Origin of the sequence: Pseudoflavonifractor sp. An44 (assembly GCF_002161675.1) — a bacterium.
Classification (GTDB): Bacteria; Bacillota; Clostridia; order Oscillospirales; family Oscillospiraceae; genus Enterenecus; species Enterenecus faecium.
The window spans coordinates 84560-103030 of record NZ_NFIH01000003.1; the positions used below are offsets into that span (position 1 = coordinate 84560).

Annotated in this window: 17 protein-coding genes; 10 read left to right on the plus strand and 7 right to left on the minus strand. The window is 59.9% G+C overall.

Going from position 1 to position 18471, the window contains the following annotated elements; genetic code table 11:
* Positions 1–95: 95 nt before the first annotated feature.
* Genes gatC through B5F98_RS02390 form a run of 4 tightly spaced genes read left to right on the plus strand, consistent with a single transcriptional unit; the run spans position 96 to position 3899 of the window.
* Positions 96–386, plus strand: coding sequence for an Asp-tRNA(Asn)/Glu-tRNA(Gln) amidotransferase subunit GatC (gene gatC, locus B5F98_RS02375; RefSeq protein ID WP_087369448.1), 291 nt, complete (start codon positions 96–98; stop codon positions 384–386).
* Positions 383–1849, plus strand: coding sequence for an Asp-tRNA(Asn)/Glu-tRNA(Gln) amidotransferase subunit GatA (gatA, locus tag B5F98_RS02380; RefSeq protein ID WP_087369449.1), 1467 nt, complete (start codon positions 383–385; stop codon positions 1847–1849). The genes gatC and gatA overlap by 4 nt, the downstream gene beginning before the upstream one ends.
* Positions 1846–3267: an Asp-tRNA(Asn)/Glu-tRNA(Gln) amidotransferase subunit GatB gene (gene gatB, locus B5F98_RS02385; protein ID WP_087369450.1), complete on the plus strand. Its 1422-nt coding sequence runs from the start codon at positions 1846–1848 to the stop codon at positions 3265–3267. The genes gatA and gatB overlap by 4 nt, the downstream gene beginning before the upstream one ends.
* Before the next feature lie 17 nt (positions 3268–3284).
* Entirely contained in the window at positions 3285–3899 is a 615-nt protein-coding gene (locus B5F98_RS02390) for a thiamine diphosphokinase (RefSeq protein WP_087369451.1), read from the plus strand.
* A gap of 46 nt (positions 3900–3945) precedes the next feature.
* Here B5F98_RS02390 and B5F98_RS02395 read toward each other — a convergent pair whose 3' ends face one another.
* The 5 genes from B5F98_RS02395 to B5F98_RS02415 all read right to left on the minus strand — a co-directional run bounded on the left by B5F98_RS02395 (position 3946) and on the right by B5F98_RS02415 (position 8048).
* Positions 3946–4347, minus strand: a complete 402-nt coding sequence (locus B5F98_RS02395; RefSeq protein WP_087369452.1) for an RrF2 family transcriptional regulator — start codon at positions 4345–4347, stop codon at positions 3946–3948.
* A 6-nt stretch (positions 4348–4353) separates the two neighbouring features.
* Entirely contained in the window at positions 4354–4788 is a 435-nt protein-coding gene (nifU, locus tag B5F98_RS02400; protein ID WP_087369453.1) for a Fe-S cluster assembly scaffold protein NifU, read from the minus strand.
* A 10-nt stretch (positions 4789–4798) separates the two neighbouring features.
* Positions 4799–5989 (minus strand): cysteine desulfurase NifS, encoded by a 1191-nt coding sequence (gene nifS / locus B5F98_RS02405; RefSeq protein ID WP_087369454.1) that lies wholly within the window; start codon positions 5987–5989, stop codon positions 4799–4801.
* 23 nt (positions 5990–6012) lie between these two features.
* The gene (gene cysK, locus B5F98_RS02410; RefSeq protein WP_087369455.1) at positions 6013–6945 is read right to left on the minus strand and encodes a cysteine synthase A; all 933 of its coding nucleotides are present in this window, start codon (positions 6943–6945) and stop codon (positions 6013–6015) included.
* 140 nt (positions 6946–7085) lie between these two features.
* Positions 7086–8048, minus strand: coding sequence for an alpha/beta hydrolase (locus tag B5F98_RS02415; RefSeq protein WP_158099751.1), 963 nt, complete (start codon positions 8046–8048; stop codon positions 7086–7088).
* A gap of 234 nt (positions 8049–8282) precedes the next feature.
* Between B5F98_RS02415 and B5F98_RS02420 the strand changes: the two genes are divergently transcribed.
* From B5F98_RS02420 to clpB, 3 genes are all read left to right on the plus strand, one after another.
* Positions 8283–8720 (plus strand): Rrf2 family transcriptional regulator, encoded by a 438-nt coding sequence (locus B5F98_RS02420; RefSeq protein ID WP_087233459.1) that lies wholly within the window; start codon positions 8283–8285, stop codon positions 8718–8720.
* Positions 8717–10279, plus strand: a complete 1563-nt coding sequence (locus tag B5F98_RS02425; RefSeq protein ID WP_087369457.1) for a glycosyltransferase family 39 protein — start codon at positions 8717–8719, stop codon at positions 10277–10279. Before B5F98_RS02420 ends, B5F98_RS02425 begins: the two co-directional genes overlap by 4 nt.
* Before the next feature lie 150 nt (positions 10280–10429).
* Positions 10430–13024 carry an ATP-dependent chaperone ClpB gene (gene clpB / locus B5F98_RS02430; protein WP_087369458.1) on the plus strand — a complete coding sequence of 865 codons (2595 nt, stop codon included), beginning with the start codon at positions 10430–10432 and terminating at the stop codon, positions 13022–13024.
* A 56-nt stretch (positions 13025–13080) separates the two neighbouring features.
* On the opposite strand, the gene B5F98_RS12890 is transcribed toward clpB, so the two are convergent.
* Both B5F98_RS12890 and B5F98_RS02435 read right to left on the minus strand, forming a co-directional pair.
* Positions 13081–13221 (minus strand): hypothetical protein, encoded by a 141-nt coding sequence (locus tag B5F98_RS12890; RefSeq protein ID WP_158099752.1) that lies wholly within the window; start codon positions 13219–13221, stop codon positions 13081–13083.
* A gap of 49 nt (positions 13222–13270) precedes the next feature.
* Positions 13271–14845: an amidohydrolase gene (locus B5F98_RS02435; RefSeq protein ID WP_087369459.1), complete on the minus strand. Its 1575-nt coding sequence runs from the start codon at positions 14843–14845 to the stop codon at positions 13271–13273.
* Between the two features lie 131 nt (positions 14846–14976).
* Between B5F98_RS02435 and B5F98_RS02440 the strand changes: the two genes are divergently transcribed.
* From B5F98_RS02440 to B5F98_RS02450, 3 genes are read left to right on the plus strand one after another with little or no spacing between them, the layout of a single operon-like run.
* Positions 14977–16479: a class I SAM-dependent DNA methyltransferase gene (locus B5F98_RS02440; RefSeq protein WP_087369460.1), complete on the plus strand. Its 1503-nt coding sequence runs from the start codon at positions 14977–14979 to the stop codon at positions 16477–16479.
* Positions 16469–17710: a restriction endonuclease subunit S gene (locus B5F98_RS12895; protein WP_158099753.1), complete on the plus strand. Its 1242-nt coding sequence runs from the start codon at positions 16469–16471 to the stop codon at positions 17708–17710. The genes B5F98_RS02440 and B5F98_RS12895 overlap by 11 nt, the downstream gene beginning before the upstream one ends.
* A 1-nt stretch (position 17711) precedes the next feature.
* Complete coding sequence (locus B5F98_RS02450; RefSeq protein WP_087369461.1) at positions 17712–18470, plus strand: hypothetical protein; 759 nt, start codon at positions 17712–17714, stop codon at positions 18468–18470.
* The last annotated feature ends 1 nt before the right edge of the window (position 18471 follow it).

Consider the following 18471-nt stretch of genomic DNA (forward strand, 5'->3'; position numbering starts at 1 on the left):
ATTGACAAAGCCCACAGGTCGGGTGTAAAATATCCAAAACAAGCCCCAGCTGTGGTTGTTTCACGGCTTGGGGCGTCTTTTTTGGAGGGACACCCATGGAAGAGACAAGCAAGCAGGTGCGCAAGCTCTCCCGCCTGGCCCGGCTCTCTCTCACCCCGGAGGAGGAGGGGAAGCTGGCCGGACGGCTGGAGCAGATGGTGGGCTATCTACAGGCCCTTTCCCAGGTGGAGGATGGAGAAGCAGCGGAGGCTCCCCCCGCCGTCCCCTTCCGCCCGGACGGGGTGGCGCCCTCCCTGGACCGGGACAAGCTGCTGGAAAACGCCCCACAGGTGCGGGACGGGTATGTGGTGACCCCCAGAAGCGTGGGAGAGGGGGACGGAGCATGAATCTCACTCATCTCACCGCCCTGGAGCTGGGCCGGGCCATCGCAGCGGGAGACGTGACCATCCCCCAGGCCACAAAGGCGGCTCTGGAGGAGATCGCCCAGAGGGACAAGTCCCTGAACAGCTGCATCACGGTTTTGGAAGAGCAGGCCATGGAGTGGGCGGAAACCCTCCAAAAGGGCCTGAAACCGGGGCTTTCGCCCCTGTACGGGGTGCCTCTCCTGTTAAAAGACAACCTGTGCACCCAGGGGATAAAAACCACCTGCGGCTCCAAGCTGTTGGCGGGCTATATGCCCCCCTATGATGCCACCGTGGTGGAGAAGGTACAAAATGCCGGGGGCGTATGCCTGGGCAAGGGGAACTTGGACGAGTTCGCCATGGGCTCCACCACCGAGACCTCCTATTTTGGCCCCACCCGTAACCCCTGGGACGAGAGCCGGGTGCCCGGCGGGTCCTCGGGCGGCTGCGCCGCCGGGGTGGCGGCGGGCTTTGCCTGGTACGCCCTGGGGAGCGACACCGGGGGCTCCATCCGCCAGCCTGCGGGGTACTGCGGTCTCACAGGGTTAAAACCCACCTACGGCACCGTGTCCCGGTATGGACTGGTGGCCTACGCCTCCTCCTTGGACCAGGTGGGGCCCCTGTGCCGGGACGCTGCCGACTGCGCCGCTGTGCTGGACCTCATCCAGGGGAAGGACCGCCGGGACAGCACCACCGTGGACGGCAACTATGGAGGGCTGCTGGCCTCCCTCAACGGGGATATTCGGGGCCTGCGGGTGGGCCTGCCTATGGAGTGCTTCGGGGAGGGGCTGGACCCTCAAGTGGCCCAGCGGGTGCAGGAGGTGGCAAAGGTGCTCCAGCACCGGGGGGCTGTCCTCACAGAGGTGTCCATTCCGGAGCTGAAACAGGTCATTGGCGCCTATTACGTGCTGGCCTCGGCGGAGGCCTCTTCCAATCTGGCCCGGTATGACGGAGTAAAGTACGGATTCCGGGCGGAGGAGTACAAAACCCTCACCCAGATGTATGAGAACACCCGCAGCCAGGGCTTTGGCAAAGAGGCCAAGCTGCGCATTTTGCTGGGCACCTTTGTGCTCAGTGCCGGGTACTACGAGGCCTACTACAAAAAGGCGTTGGCGGTGAAGGAGCAGGTGAAGGTCGGCCTGGAGCGGGCCTTTGCCGCCTGTGATGTGCTCCTCACCCCGGTCACCCCCAACACCGCACCCAAGCTGGGGGAGAGCCTCAGAGACCCCATGAAGATGTATCTGTCCGACCTGTACACCGTCCCCGCCAATCTGGCGGGGGTGCCCGCCCTGTCCATGCCCTGCGGGGTGGACGGGCAGGGGCTGCCCGTGGGAGCCCAGCTCATGGGGCCCCGGTTTGGGGAGCCGATGCTGCTCAACACCGCCTATGCCTACCAGCAGGAGACGGACCATCATAAAAGCGTACCGAGAGGGGGCGAAGGGCGATGAATTGGGAAATCATCATGGGTCTGGAGACCCATGTGGAGCTGTCCACCGAGAGTAAGATTTTCTGCGGCTGTTCCACCGCCTTTGGCGCTGCCCCCAATAGCCAGTGCTGCCCCGTGTGCATGGGCCTGCCCGGGGCGCTGCCGGTGCTCAACGAGAAGGTGGTGGAGTACGGGGTGAAGGTGGGGCTGGCCCTGGGCTGCTCCATCACCCCGGTGAGCCGCTTTGACCGGAAAAACTACTTTTACCCGGATTTGCCCAAGGGGTACCAGATCAGCCAGCTGTACGCCCCCCTGTGCACTTGTGGACGGGTGGAGGTGGCGGGGACCACCATCGGCATACACGAAATCCACATGGAGGAGGACGCCGGGAAGCTATACCACGACCCTGAGACCGGGGAGACCCTGTGCGACTTCAACCGCTGCGGGGTGCCCCTGTTGGAGATCGTCACCGAGCCGGACTTTCGCACCCCGGAGCAGGTGGTGGCCTATCTGGAGCTGCTGCGGGAGCGGCTGCAATACCTGGGTGTGTCCGACGGCAAGATGGAGGAGGGCTCCTTGCGGTGCGATGTAAACCTGTCCGTGCGCCCGGTGGGGCGGGACACCCTGGGCACCCGCACCGAGATGAAGAACCTGGGCTCCTTTAAGGCCATTGCCCGGGCCATTCAATATGAGAGCCAGCGGCAGATGGCCCTTTTGGAGCGGGGGGAGCGGGTGGTGCAGGAGACCCGCCGCTTTGACGAGGAGCGGGGGGAGACCTTCTCCATGCGCTCCAAGGAGGAGGCCCGGGACTATCGCTACTTTCCCGAGCCGGACCTGCCACCGGTGGTGCTGTCCCAGGAGTACATCCAGGACATCCGAGACCACCTGCCCGAGCTGGGGGAGGAGAAGCGGAGACGCTACGCCCAGCAGTACCAGCTGCCGGACTACGATTGCCAGATGGTCACCAGCCACCCGGCCCTGGCCCGGTTCTTTGAGGAACTCATTGCCCTGGGTACGCCTCCCAAGCAGGGGGCCAATTGGATTATGGGAGAGGTGCTGGGGGCCTTGTCTGCCCGGGGACTCAGCCCGGAGGGGCTGACCATCACTCCCAAGACCCTGGCCCGGCTCATACAGTTGGTAGGTGAGGGAAAACTGAACCGGAACACGGCGGTGAAGGTATTTGAAGCGGTGTTTGACACCGACGGAGATGTGGACGAATACGTGTCTGCCCACGGCTTGGAGCAGGTGCAGGATGTGGAACTGGTGGAGAACACTGTGGCCCAGGTTCTGGAGGAGAACCCCCAGTCGGTGGCGGACTGGCGGGGCGGGAAAGAAAAGGCCTTCGGCTATTTGGTGGGCCAGACCATGCGGAAATTGCAGGGGAAGGCAGACCCCCAGACCGTGCGGCGAGTGCTGCTGGAACGGTTGGGTCAAGACTGAGAAACGAGGAGAGAACCATGTCCATTTGTTATATTTTTGCCTCAGGAGAGTACGGAACTCAGTGGCCGGACGTCCAGCCCGGGGATTTGTGCATTGCCGCTGACGGAGGCTTTCGCCAGATGCAGGCCCATGGGGTGGACCCGGACCTGGTGGTGGGGGACTTTGACTCCCTGGGCTATGTGCCCCCCCACCCCCACATCGTCCGCCACCCGGCGGAGAAGGACGACACGGACACCGCCCTGGCCCTCAGCGAAGGATGGAGCCGGGGATACCGCAACTTCCACATTTACGGCTCCTTAGGTGGAAGGTTGGACCACACCCTGGCCAACGTGCAGCTGCTGTGCGGCCTCGTGGAGCAGGGAGGCCAGGGAAAGCTGGTGGGCCCCGGCATGACGGTGACGGCGGTGCACAACGGCACCCTGGAGCTGGAGGGAGAGACCGGGCGTACCCTGTCCATCTTCTGTCTGGGCGAGCCCGCCCATGGAGTGACCCTGGAGGGATTGAAGTACCCCTTGCACGGGGCCACCATGACCGTCCAGGTGCCCCTGGGGGTGAGCAACGAATTTTTGGGCGGCCCTGCCCGGATTACTGTGGAGCGGGGAACGCTGGTGGTGATGATCGTGAGCGACTAAAAACAGCTGCGGGGCAGAGACTTACAGTCTTCTGCCCCGCAGCTGTTTATTTCATCAAATCCGCCAGGGTGACGCTGTCCAGGTACTCATTGACCCGCCGCCCCAACTCGCACCACATCGAGCGGGTGGGACAGGTGTCCCGCTGCTGGCAGGGGGCCGCCCCCGCCTCCAGGCAGGCCACCGGGGCCAAGTCCCCCTCGGTGAGCCGAAGGATATCCCCCACCCGGTATTCATCAGGGGCCCGGGTGAGCTGATAGCCGCCCCCCTTGCCGTGGGTGCCCACAATATAACCATTTTTGGACAGCACCGGGAGGATTTTCTCCAGGTACTTGAGGGAAATCTGCTGCCGCTGCGCCACATCCTTCATGGGGATGGGGCCCTGGCTCTGGTGCTGGGCCAAGTCCACCATCACCCGCAGGGCGTAGCGGCCTCGGGTGGATACCAACATGGGGCCTTAGTGGGCGTGGCAGTGGCCGCAGCTGTCGCAGCAGGGGAACTGGCTGTGGTCGTACTCGATGCCGTTCTTGTCGTAGTAGTCCTTCAAGGCCAGCTTGATGGCCTCCTCGGCCAGCACGGAGCAGTGCACCTTCTGGGCGGGCAGTCCGTCCAGAGCCTCCACCACCGCCTGGTTGGTGAGGGTGAGGGCCTCGGACACGGGCTTGCCCTTGATGAGTTCGGTGGCCATGGAGGAGGAGGCGATGGCGCTGCCGCAGCCGAAGGTCTCGAACTTCACGTCCACAATGATGTCATTCTCAATTTTCAGGTAGATGCGCATGATGTCGCCGCACTTAGCGTTGCCCACCTCGCCCACGCCGCTGGGGTTTTCCATGGACCCCACATTGCGGGGGTTGCGGAAGTGGTCCATTACCTTTTCACTGTATAAAGCCATAGTAAATACCTCACTGGATGATAAATTCTTGAATGCCTGCTTCCAGGTTGCGCCACACCGGGGAGATGGAGCGCAGATAGGCCACCACATCGGTGACGGCCTCCACCATATAGTCCACCTCTTCCTGGGTGGTGTCCGGGGAGAGGGAGAGCCGCAGAGAGCCGTGGGCGATCTCATGGGGGCGCCCAATGGCCAGCAACACGTGGCTGGGGTCCAGGGAGCCGGAGGTGCAGGCGGACCCGGAGGAGGCATATACCCCCTTGTCGTCCAGCAGCAGCAGGAGAGATTCGCCCTCGATGCCCTCAAAGCAGAAGTTCACGGTGCCGGGCAGTCGGTGCTCCCGGTGGCCGTTGAGCACGGAGTGGGGAATGTTGGACAGCCCCGCAATCAGTCGCTCCCGCAGGGCGCAGAGCTGTGCGGTGTCCTCCTCCAGGTGGTCGCAGGCCTCATCCAGAGCGGCAGCCATACCCACGATGGCGGGGATGTTCTCGGTGCCGCCCCGGCGGCCCCGCTCCTGGGCGCCGCCGTGGATGAGGGGGAAGATGGGCACACCACGGCGGGCGTACAGCACCCCGATGCCCTTGGGGCCGTGGAACTTGTGGGCGGACAGAGACAGAAGGTCAATGTTCTGCTCGGCCACGTTCACCGGCAGGTGGCCCACGGCCTGGACGGCATCGGTGTGGAAGAGCACCCCGTGGCGGCGGCACACTTCCCCAATCTCGGCGATGGGCTGCACCGTGCCGATCTCGTTGTTGGCGTACATGATGGTCACCAGACAGGTCTCCGGGGTCATGGCCTCCTCCACCTGCTGGGCGGACACCATGCCGTCCTCGTGGACGTCCAGGAGGGTGACGGTAAAGCCCTCCTTCTCCAGGGCCTCCAAGGTGTGGAGGACGGCGTGGTGCTCAAAGGCGGTGGAGATGATGTGGGTCTTGCCCTTGAGCTTGCCAAAGGCGGCGGCAGAGCGGATGGCCTGGTTGTCCGCCTCGCTGCCCCCGGAGGTGAAAATCACCTCGGTGGGCTGGCAGCCCAGCCGGGCGGCAATGCGAGCGCGGGCCTCGGTGAGGGCCTCCTGGGCCCGCTGGCCCACGGAGTGGAGGCTGGAGGGGTTGCCGTACTCGCCCTGGAGGTAGGGGAGCATGGCGTTGAGCGCCGTGTCACTCAGGCGAGTGGTGGCGGCGTTATCAGCGTAAATCTGCATGGTAGGATTCCTTTCCTATCTCTTTATTCGGTAAACATGGGGGTGGACAGGTACCGGTCCCCGGTGTCAGGCAGGAGGACCACAATGGTTTTGCCCTCGTTTTCCGGGCGCTTGGCCACCTCGATGGCGGCGTGGAGCGCGGCACCGGAGGAGATGCCCACCAGCACGCCCTCGCTGCGGCCCATGAGTCGCCCGCCGGCGTAGGCCTCCTCACTGGTGACAGGGAACACCTCGTCATAAACCTGAGTGTTGAGCACCTCAGGCACAAAGCCTGCCCCGATGCCCTGGAGCTTGTGGGGGCCAGCCTGGCCGCCGGAGAGGACGGGGGAGTCAGAGGGCTCCACTGCCACCACCTGCACCTTGGGGTTGCGGGACTTCAGATACTCGCCCACCCCGGTGATGGTGCCGCCGGTGCCCACACCAGCCACGAAAATGTCCACATTTCCGTCGGTGTCGTCGTAAATCTCCGGCCCAGTGGTCTCCCGGTGGGCCTTGGGGTTGGAGGGGTTGACAAACTGGCCGGGGATGAAGCTGTTGGGGATCTCGGCGGCCAGTTCGTCGGCCTTGGCAATGGCTCCGGCCATGCCCTTGGCCCCGGGGGTGAGCACCAGCTCGGCCCCGTAGGCGGTCATGAGCAGGCGGCGCTCCATGGACATGGAGTCGGGCATCACCACGATCATGCGATAGCCCCGGGCGGCGGCCACAGCGGCCAGTCCAATGCCGGTGTTGCCCGAGGTGGGCTCGATGATCACCGAGTCGGGCTTCAAAGCCCCGCTGGCCTCGGCGTCCTCAATCATGGTCAGGGCCACCCGGTCCTTCACCGACCCGGCGGGGTTGAATAGCTCCAGTTTGGCCAGAATCTTGGCCTTTAGGCCCAGTTTCTCCTCAATGTGGGTCAACTCCAACAGCGGGGTGTGACCGATGAGCTGATGGGCAGATGTATAGATATGTGCCATAACGGATTCCTCCTGATGCATCGAATTAAAACCTACTGAATTGGTTGGTTATATGATACGCCTTTTTACCTACCTTGTCAATCGGTAATTGAGAAAAAGAAAAAACTTCCCCGACCCACAGGAGTGGGCCGGGGAAGGAATCAATCTCCGGTGGGGAAATAATCTTGCAGGAAGGTGTCCACCGCCGTCCAGTACAGCCGGGGGTTGGTGCCCACGGCGTTGGCGTGTCCGGCGTCGGGCATCCACAAAAAGCTCTTGGGGCACTTGGCGGCCTGGTACAGCTTTCCCATCATGGAGGAGGGGACAAAGTCGTCCTCCACGCCGTGGATGAACAGGGTGGGGGTTTTGGACTGGGCCACCGCCTGGATGGGGGCGGCGTCCCGCAGGTCATATCCAGCCCGGCGCAGGGCGGTTTTCCGCAGCATGGAGAAGAGGGCGGAGGTGGGCATAGGCACCGGGGCGTGGATGTATTCCTCCCGGAAGTTCTGGAGCACGTGGTGCATCTGGGCCTCGATGGTGGTATAGGCGCAGTCGGACACCGCCGCCTTCACCTGTTCCGGCAAGGCCCCGCCGGTGGCCAGAAGGACGGTGGCGGCCCCCATGGATACACCGTGGAGGAGAATCTCTGCGTCAGGGTCCCGGCGGAGAATGTAGTTGATCCAGCCCACCAGGTCCAGCCGCTCGTCGTAGCCCCAACCCACGTAGTCGCCTTCGCTCTCGCCGTGGCCCCGCTGGTCGGGCATCAGGACGTTCCAGCCCTCCTGGTGGTAGTGCAGGCCGATGGCACCCATGGCCTCGTGGGTGTCGTGGTAGCCGTGGACGCAGATGGCCCAGCGGTGGGTCTGGGTGTCAGCGGGCACCACAGCGGCCCAGAGGATGAGCCCGTCAATGGCCTGGATGGTGGCCGAGCGGAAGCCCTCGGCTTTTCTGGCCCAGGCCCGGCCCTCACGCTGGGGCTCGTTGGGGTCCTGGTAGTCCGGCTCCCGGGTCTGAGGGGTCATGGCTTTGGCATAGAGGCGGTTGCCCACGGCAGCCATGCCTCCGGCGGCTCCGGCCCCGGCTGCGGCGAGGCCCAACAGGTAAAAAGCGGGTTTTTTCTTCATGGCGCACCCTCCTGGCATCGTTTTCTCCATGATACTCCAATGGAAAGCCAATCGTCAAGAGAAGTTTGCCCCTTTTCAGGTGGGGGCATACCGATTCTCACCGCCCTTCCAAAGACGCTCCGCTGGGGGAAAACTTCCTTTTATTAAGAATAGATGGAACGCACCCCCGGTAGCACTCTTGAAATCCTACCAAACATATGGTATTATAGGACAAAGGACTATGGGGGTATGGATATGAAGATTTCCACAAAAGGGCGGTACGCCCTGCGGCTGATGGTGGACCTGGCTGCCCACGGCGGGGAGGACAACCCGGTTTCCCTGCGGGATGTGGCGGGGCGGCAAAACCTCAGCGATAAATACCTGGAGCAGATCGTCACACCTTTGTCCCGGGCTGGGCTGGTGCGCTCGGTGCGGGGTGCCGGAGGGGGCTATCTTCTCACCCGTCACCCGGAGGAGTACACCGTGGGCGACATTCTCCGGCCTCTGGAGGGGGATTTGGCCCCCGTGGAGTGCGCCACCGATGACGGCTTCTGTGACCGCTGCGGGGACTGTGTGACCATCGAGCTGTGGCAGGAGATTCACCGGGCGGTGTCCGCCGTGGTGGACGGTACCACCCTGGGCGACTTGGTGGTGCGCTACCACGCCAAGCACTGCGGAAGCTGCAACCAATGAGCATACGACTGGAAAAAGGGGCACAGCGGACTTGGCTGCTGCCCCTGCTTCTCGTTTTGATTGGGGTGGCGGTGCGGCTGTGGCAGCTGGGCGGGGTGCCATGCGGGCTCAACCAGGACGAGGCCTACGCCGGATATGAGGCCTACTCCATGCTCACCTACGGGGTGGACTCCTGGGGGTACACCAATCCCTGCTACTTCATCTCCTGGGGCAGCGGCATGAATGTGCTGGAGAGCTATCTGGCCATGCCCTTTGTGGCCCTGCTGGGCCTCACGGAGTTGGCCATCCGCCTGCCCCAGGCCATTCTGGCCTGTGTGAGCCTCCCAGTGGTGTACCTGCTGCTCACCCGGCTCTTCTCCCGGCGGGTGGGCCTCATCGGGCTGTTTCTCACCGCCATCTGCCCCTGGCATATCATGCTCAGCCGCTGGGGACTGGAGTCCAATCTGGCCCCGGGGCTGCTGCTGTTGGGGCTGTATTTTCTGGTGCGGGGGCTGGATTCCCCGCCCTGGCTGCTGCTGGCTGCCTTGTTCTATGGCCTGTCCCTGTACGCCTACGCCACCCTCTGGGTGGTGCTGCCCCTGACTTTGGCGGCGTTTCTCCTTTACCTGCTCTACACGAAGAGATTAACATTTACCCCCTATCTGGCGGGGGCGGTGGGCCTGCTGTTTGTGATGGCCTTGCCTCTTCTCCTCTTTGTGCTGGTGAATTTGGGGGTGCTGGAGGAGATTCGCACCCCGTTTTTGTCCGTGCCCCGGCTGGTGTCCATGCGGACCTCCGAGGTGGATTGGCGCAACCTCTTCTCCCTGGAGGCCTACCAGACCCTGGGGGAGATGGTGTTCGGGGAGGGGGACGGACTTATTTGGAACAGCCTGCCCCAATATGGCATGTTCTATCGGTTCAGTTGGCCCTTTATGATCCTGGGCGGCGTGCGCATGGCCATTCGGGCGGTACGGGGCGCCAAGGAGCGCCGATTTACCGGAGAGGGCCTGCTGCTGTTGGGGTTTGCCTGCGCCGCCTTGGTGAGCCTGTCCCTGGACTATCGGAACATCAACAAAGCCAATTCCCTCCACCTCTACCTGCTGGTCCTGCTGGCTTTTGGGGTGGACTGGGTGTTTGGTTTTGGTAAGGCCCACCCGGTGCTGCCCTGGGGGGTGGTGGCGGTGTATGCCGTGGCCTTCGGGCTGTTTGTGAACACCTATTTCACCACCTATAACGACGACATCGACGTCCAGTTCCGCTACGGGGTGGGGGATGCGGTGGCGTATGTCAAGGAGCAGGGGTTTGAGTCGGTGGCGGTGGACTCCACGGTGGTCTACTCCCACATCCTCTTTTATGACCAGACCCCACAGCCGGAGTTTGCCCAGACCGTGGAGTATGCAAACTACCCCTCTCCCTACCTCAGCGTCTCCTCCTTTGGCCGCTACACCTTCGGAGTGGATGGGAACGATTTGGACCCAAATACCGCCTATATCATCCATGTCAGCAGCTATGACGCCTTCCGAGACGCGGGATATACCGTGGAGGAGTTTGGCCTGTATGGGGTGGCCTATCTGGAATAGAAAGAAAATTAGCACTCTCGAAAAGAGAGTGCTAATTGTTTACACTCTGTTCATGATTTTTCCTAGCGAAGAGGTATACTAAGGTCAAACAACAGATTGGGGCGGGAGTCGAGGGGCTCCCAAGCACCCCATGCAAAGGAGTGTAGCCTTATGAATATGAATCAGTTTACCCAGAAGTCCCTGGAGGCGGTGCAGGCCGCCCAGACCCTGGCCACGGAATATGGAAATCAACAGATTGAGCAGGTGCATCTGCTCTGCGCCCTGGTGGAGCAGGAGGGAGGCTTTGTGCCTCAGCTGCTGACCCACATGGGGGTGACGGTGGAGTCTCTGGACGCCGCCCTGCGCCACGAGGTGGAGAAGCTGCCCAAGGTGTCCGGCTCTGGCCGGAGAGCCGACCAGGTGTATATCTCTTCCGGTGTGGACCAGGCCATGAACGCCGCTCTGGAAGTGGCCACCAGCATGAAGGACGAGTATGTGTCGGTGGAGCACCTGCTGCTGGCCCTGATGGACAAGGCCGACAGCACCATCAAGCCCACCCTCACCACCTACCGCCTGGAGCGGGAGAAGGTGATGCAGGCCCTGGCCGCCCTGCGGGGCAACCAGCGGGTCACCAGCGACAACCCCGAGGAGACCTATGAGGCTCTAAAAAAGTACGGCACTGACCTGGTGGAGCGGGCCCGGCAGAACAAGCTGGACCCCGTCATTGGCCGAGACGACGAGATCCGCAACGTCATCCGCATTTTGTCCCGCAAGAGCAAGAACAACCCCGTGCTCATCGGCGAGCCTGGCGTGGGTAAGACCGCCATTGCCGAGGGCCTGGCCCAGCGTATCGTGAAAGGCGATGTGCCCGCAGGCCTGAAAGACAAGACCATTTTTGCCCTGGATATGGGCGCTCTGATTGCAGGCGCCAAGTACCGGGGCGAGTTTGAGGAGCGGTTAAAGGCCGTTTTGAACGAGGTGAAGAAGTCCGAGGGACGCATCATCCTGTTCATCGACGAGCTGCACACCATTGTGGGCGCCGGGAAAACCGAGGGCGCTATGGACGCTGGCAACCTGTTGAAGCCTCTGCTGGCCCGGGGCGAGCTGCACTGCATCGGCGCCACCACCCTCAACGAGTACCGCCAGTATATTGAGAAGGACGCCGCTCTGGAGCGCCGGTTCCAGCCTGTCATGGTCAACGAGCCTACGGTGGAGGACGCTGTGGCCATTCTCCGTGGCCTGAAGGAGCGCTATGAGGTGTTCCACGGCGTGAAGATCACCGACGGCGCCATCGTGGCCGCCGCCACCCTGTCCGACCGGTATATCACCGACCGATTCCTCCCCGATAAGGCCATCGACCTCATCGACGAGGCCTGCGCCCTCATCCGCACCGAGATGGACTCCATGCCCACCGAGCTGGACGTGATCTCCCGTAAAATCATCCAGCACGAGATTGAGGAGGCCGCCCTGAAGAAGGAGGAGGACGAGCTGTCCCGTGCCCGTCTGGCGGACATCCAGAAGGAACTGGCCGAGATGCGGGACGAGTTCAACGCCGGAAAGGCCAAGTGGGAGAACGAGAAGAACGCCATTGGCAAGGTGCAGAAGCTGCGGGAGGACCTGGAGCAGGCCAACGCCCAGTTGGAGAAGGCCCAGCGGGAGTACGACCTGGAGAAGGCTGCCCAGCTGCAATATGGCACCATCCCCGCCCTGCAAAAGCAGCTCCAAGAGGAGGAGGCCATTGCCGCCAACCAGAAGGAGAATCATCTGCTCCGGGATAAGGTCACCGAAGAGGAGATCGCCCGCATTGTGGAGCGCTGGACCGGCATCCCCGTGGCCAAGCTCATGGAGGGCGAGCGGGAGAAGCTGCTGCATCTGGAGGACATTCTCCACCAGCGTGTGGTGGGTCAGGACGAGGCTGTGCGGCTGGTGAGCGAGGCCATCCTCCGCTCCCGGGCCGGCATCGCCGACCCCAACAAGCCCATCGGCTCCTTCCTGTTCCTGGGCCCCACGGGCGTGGGTAAAACCGAGCTGGCCAAGACCCTCAGCGAGGCCCTCTTTGACAGCGAGAAGAACCTGGTGCGCATTGACATGAGCGAGTACATGGAGAAGTTCTCCGTGTCCCGCCTCATCGGAGCCCCTCCCGGATACGTGGGCTATGAGGAGGGCGGCCAGCTCACCGAGGCGGTGCGCCGTCATCCCTACTCCGTCATTCTGTTCGACGAGGTGGAGAAGGCCCATCCCGACGTGTTCAACGTGCTGCTCCAGGTGCTGGACGACGGCCGCATCACCGACAGCCAGGGCCGCACCGTGGACTTCAAGAACACCGTCATCATTTTGACCTCCAACCTGGGCAGCCAGTTCCTGCTGGACGGCATCCAGCCCGACGGGGAGATCAGCGAGGAGGCCCGGAATCAGGTGCAGGAGCTGCTGCGCCGCTCCTTCCGGCCTGAGTTCCTCAACCGTCTGGACGAGATCGTGTTCTACAAGCCTCTGACGAAGGACAACATTTTCCACATCATCGACTTGCAGCTGGACAGCCTCAACCGCCGTCTGGAGGACAAGCGGCTGCGTGTGGTCCTCACCGACGCCGCCAAGGACCTGGTGCTGGAGTCCGCCTACGACCCCATGTATGGCGCTCGGCCTCTGCGCCGTTACTTGCAGCACACCGTGGAGAATCTGGTGGGCCGCAAGATCATCGCCGGAGAGGTCACCCCCGACAGCACCATCACCGTGGACCGCCAGGGAGACGAACTGGTTATCCGATAAACAGCATACGAAAGAGCCCGGAAGGGAGCGAAACCGCTCCCTTCCGGGCTCTTTGTCTATTCGTGGTTTCCATTTCCGTGTTTGTGCCCATTTCCGTTGCCGCAGCCGCTGCCCGTCTCGTCCACCGAGGGCGGGGTAATGTCCGGGTATTCCGCCTGGAGGCTGGCCAACAGGTCCCGCAGCTCCCGCATGGTCATCTCATACGATTCACGAAGGGAAATCCATTCACTACAGGAAAAAATTTTTTTAACCCTGGTACAGCACTTCTCCCTGCTTCCAGGTGGACACCACAGAGACCTCCCGCAGAGCCTCAGGCCGTACCTCCAGGGGATTGGCGGACAGCCGCACCAGGTTGGCCTGCTTGCCCACCGCCAGAGAGCCCTTTTCCTTCTCCTCGCTGTACTGCCAGGCGGCGTGAACGGTCACCGCCTTCAACGCCTCGTACACAGGAATCCGCTGCTCGGGGCCCAACTGCACCCCGTTTTTGGTCACCCGGTTGACGGCACACCAGATAGTCTCCAACATGTCGCAGGGGATGACGGGGGTGTCCTGGTGGAAGGTGAAGGGCATCCCCAAATCCAGGGCGGCCTTGGCGGGGGAGAGGGCGGCGGCCCGCTTGGCCCCCAGGTTTTGCAGGTGGATGTCCCCCCAGTGGTACACGTGGGCCACAAAGAAGGAGGGGGTGAACCCCAACGCCTTGGCCTGGGGCAGCTGGTCCACCCCAATGAGCTGGGCGTGGATAATCACCGGGCGTACATCCCGGAGGTTGGGGTGGCTCTGCATGACTTTGGCCCCCATGTCCAGGTACTGCTGGGCGGCGGCGTCGCCGTTGCAGTGGGCCAGAATCTGCACCCCTTCCTGAGCCGCCAGGGTGAGGGCCTGCTCCACTTGTTCGTCCGTCATGGTGGGGTAGCCCCGGTACTCGCTCTCCCCCTGGTAGGGGGTGCGCAGCCAGGCGGTGCGCCCCTGGGGGGAGCCGTCCAAGAAGATTTTCACACCACCCAGCCGCAGGCCATGGTGGTAGCCGTTCCTGCTGTCCCGGAAGGCCACCCGGGCGGCGTGGAGGTCGGCCACGCCGGGATAGCCCACCACGTCCAGGGTCAGGGCGTTTTGGGCTAACAATCCTTGATAGAGGGGGAAGAGTTCCGCGGCAATCATGCCCTCTTGGGCGGTGGTGATGCCGTGGGCGGCGTAGGTGTGCTGGGCTCGGGCAAAGGCCTCTTTCAACTGGTCAAACCCGGGCATGGGGGCCTTACGGAGGTTGCTGACAAAGGCGTTTTCCTCCGCGTACCCCGTGAGTTCCCCACCGTTTCGGCCAAAGGTGCCCCCTTCCGGGTCGGGGGTACTCCCGGTAAGGAACAGCTGGTGGAGAGCGGCGGAGTTGAACACCCCCATATGTCCCGAGGCGTGCTGGATGACCACCGGGTTATTGGGGGCGGCCTTGTCCAGCAGTTCACGGGTGGGGTGGGCGTGCTCGGTGAGGTGGTTGTGGTCGTAGCCCTGGCCGAACACCCATTGTCCGGCGGGGATGTGGTTGTCCCGGATGAATCCGGCCACCGCCTCCTCCAGCTGGGCAAAGTCGCACACTTCCCCCAGGGGCACTTGCAGCAGGCTGTTGGCGGCGGCGGACAGGTGGCTGTGGGGGTCCACAAAAGCGGGCAGCAGGGCGTCCCCCTGCAAGTCCACCTTGGTGGCTCCGGTGGTGTTGAGGGCGTCGGTGCCCAGGGCGACAATACGCCCATCTTCTACTAACAGGGCATCGGTGGGCACGGGGGACTCCATGGTGAGAATGGGGCCGTTGACAAATAACGTGCGGTTCATGGCAGCAACCTCCTTTTTCTCTATTATGCCCCTGTTGGATGCGGTTATCAAGGTGGAGTTCTTGCCCAGTCTCCGGGTGTTTGGTATAATGAGACAAATCGACAAGCTATGAATTTGGGAGGATACCTGCCATGGCAGAACAACACACCGCCGGCATTGGATTTGAAAAGCAGATTTGGGACGCCGCCTGCGTCCTGCGGGGCAACTTGGACGCTTCCGAGTACAAATCCGTGGTGCTGGGTTTGATTTTCTTAAAATATATTTCCGACCGCTTCCAGGCCAAATATCAGGAGCTGGTGGAGGAGGGCGAGGGCTTTGAAGAGGACCGGGACGAGTATACCTCCGAGAACATCTTCTATGTGCCCCAGGAGGCCCGGTGGAATGTGGTGGCCGCCGCGGCCCATACCCCCGAGATCGGCGCTGTCATTGACGACGCCATGCGTGCCATCGAGCGGGAAAACAAGCGATTGAAGGACATTCTGCCCAAGAACTTCGCCCGCCCGGAGCTGGACAAGCGGCGGCTGGGGGATGTGGTGGACCTGTTCACCAACATTCAGATGGTGGAGCACGGCTCCAGCAAGGATTTGCTGGGCCGCACCTATGAATATTGCCTGTCCAAGTTTGCCGAGCAGGAGGGCAAGCTGGCCGGGGAGTTCTACACCCCCGCCTGCGTGGTGAAAACCCTGGTGGAGATTTTGCAGCCCTACAACGGCCGGGTGTATGACCCCTGTTGTGGCTCCGGGGGCATGTTCGTCCAGTCCGCCAAGTTCATTGAGAACCACGGGGGCAACATCGACCGCATTTCTGTCTACGGCCAGGATTCCAACCCCACCACCTGGAAGCTGGCCCAGATGAATCTGGCCATCCGGGGCATCGAGGCGGACTTGGGCAAGTACAACGCCGACACCTTCTTTGACGACTGCCACCCCCAGCTGAAAGCGGACTTCATCATGGCCAATCCCCCCTTCAACCTGTCCAACTGGGGGCAGGACAAGCTGCTGGACGATGTGCGCTGGCAGTACGGCACGCCCCCGGCGGGCAACGCCAACTTCGCCTGGCTCCAGCACATGATCTGGCACCTGGCCCCCAACGGGCGCATGGGTATGGTGCTGGCCAACGGCTCCCTGTCCTCCCAGAGCGGGGGAGAGGGGGACATCCGCAAACATATTATTGAGGCGGACTTGGTGGAGTGCATTGTGGCCATGCCGTCCCAGCTGTTCTATACCACCCAGATTCCCGTCTCCCTGTGGTTTTTGGCCCGGAACAAGAAGCAGAAGGGAAAGACCCTCTTTTTGGACGCCCGCAAGCTGGGTACCATGGTGACCCGGAAGCTGCGGGAGCTCACCGACGAGGATATTAAAAAGCTATCGGATGCCTACAACGCCTACGCAGACGGCACCCTGGAGGAGGTCAAGGGCTTTTCCGCCGTGGCCACCATCCAGGAGATTGCCCAGCAGGACTACATTCTCACCCCCGGGCGGTATGTGGGGATTGAGGAGCAGGAGGAGGACGGCGAGCCCTTCCAGGAGAAAATGGAGCGGCTGACACGTGAGCTGTCCCAGCTGTTTGAGCAGTCCCACCAGTTGGAGCAGGAAATCCGGGAGAAACTTGGGGGGATTGGGTTTGAAGTGTGAGTTACAAATTAAAAAGTTAAAAGATTTATGTATAGATGGAAAAGGTAAATATGGAATTCCTGCATCGGCAGTACCATTTGATGAATCACTGTATACATATCTGAGAATCACGGATATTACAGACGACGGTAGATTAAATAAGAGTGGCTTGGTTTCGGTCGATGATGCAAAGGCCCAGCAGTATATTCTACAACCGAATGACATAGTTTTTGCAAGAACTGGTGGAAGTACAGGAAGAAATTATTTTTATGATGGTTCTGATGGGGAATTGGTTTACGCTGGATTTCTTATCAAGTTTAGTATTGACCCTCAAATGGTAAACCCCAGGTATATTAAGTATTATTGCCAGAGCCAACTATACAAAGATTGGGTTAATTCATTTAATACAGGTAGCACTCGTGGAAACATCAATGCTCAAACGTTTGCCAACATGGAAATTCCAGTGCCACAGAGAGATCAACAAGACTTGTTGGTACAGATGCTATCTGTATTAGACCATAAAATTGACCTAAACAACAAAATCAACGCCAATCTCCAACAGCAGGCCCAAGCGATCTTCAAAAGCTGGTTTGTGGACTTTGAGCTGTTCCAGGATGGGGAGTTTGTGGAAAGCGAGTTGGGGCTGATTCCAAAAGGATGGACCGTCAAAAGAGCTGATTCGATATTTGATATTTCGATAGGGAAAACACCACCAAGGAAGGAAAAAGAGTGGTTTAGTTTAGAAAAAACAGATATTAAATGGGTATCTATATCCGATATGGGTAAGTGCGGGGTATACATATCTGATACATCTGAACGTTTAACCCATTCAGCGATTGAAAAACATAATATTAAAATTGTTCCCGACAATACAGTGATACTTAGTTTTAAATTGACGGTGGGAAGAGTAGCCATTACTCACGGAACAATGGCTACCAATGAAGCGATTGCACACTTTAAGACGAGCGATGATATATTAGTTCCTTACCTGTATTGTTTCCTGAAAAACTTCAACTTCCAAACTTTGGGGAGTACGTCGTCAATAGCTACGGCAGTTAACTCAAAACTTATTAAACAGATGCAGATATTGTATCCTAATGACTTGGTTATAGAATCATTTGCTTCTACGGTATCTCCACTGTTTAATCAAATAAAGGTATTGGAAGAGGAAAATAAAAAATTAAGTGCAATTCGTGATTCGTTACTTCCAAAACTGATGTCCGGCGAACTGTCAGCAAATGAGGTGCAGTAAAATGGAGGAAGAAAAAGACAAATTAAAAAAGGAGAGAGAAAAGAACGGTTTCGCCTGGAGTAACTGTGTCAGTCGTATAAAACGAAACTGGTGGAACTGGATTAAAGGAATACTAGTTTTTCTGTGTATTGGGGGATGTATTGTTGTTATATCGATGGCTTGTGCAGGATGGAGAATCGTATATGCACCAGAATTGGAACCGGATTGGGACTCTATCTCGGCTGTTTCATCGTTGATAAGCGCAGTGGGAACAGTTGCGGCTGTGTGGTCTGCGGTTCAGGTGCCTCAAAAAATAGCAAATAGACAAGATAAAATAGCACTATATGAGAAAAGAATAAATGCATTCCATGCGATGGAAGGACTCAAAGAATTCTCAGAATATATTTCAGTACCAGAAAATCAAAATATTTTGAATTGGCAGACGAAGTATTGGGGGATTCACAACCTGTTTGAAAGTAAAGAAGTAGGTAATCTGAGATTTTCATGTATGGAGAGAAGTCTATTGACGCATAAATGCTTAGAACAGGATGTACAGGCAATAAATGGTCTATGTTTTTTATTCCCTGATGTGACAATGGATGAGACAGATATGATTTCCAAGGAACTATCTCAGTTTATTTTATTTATCTATGGTGAAAATGGACAAGAATGGACTAGCGATCTTGTGCGGGAAAATAGACAACACTTTGTAACCATGTTTGATAATTTTTATAATAGAAATACGAAGAAAATGTTAGCTTTGTTAATGCTGACAAAGTGAG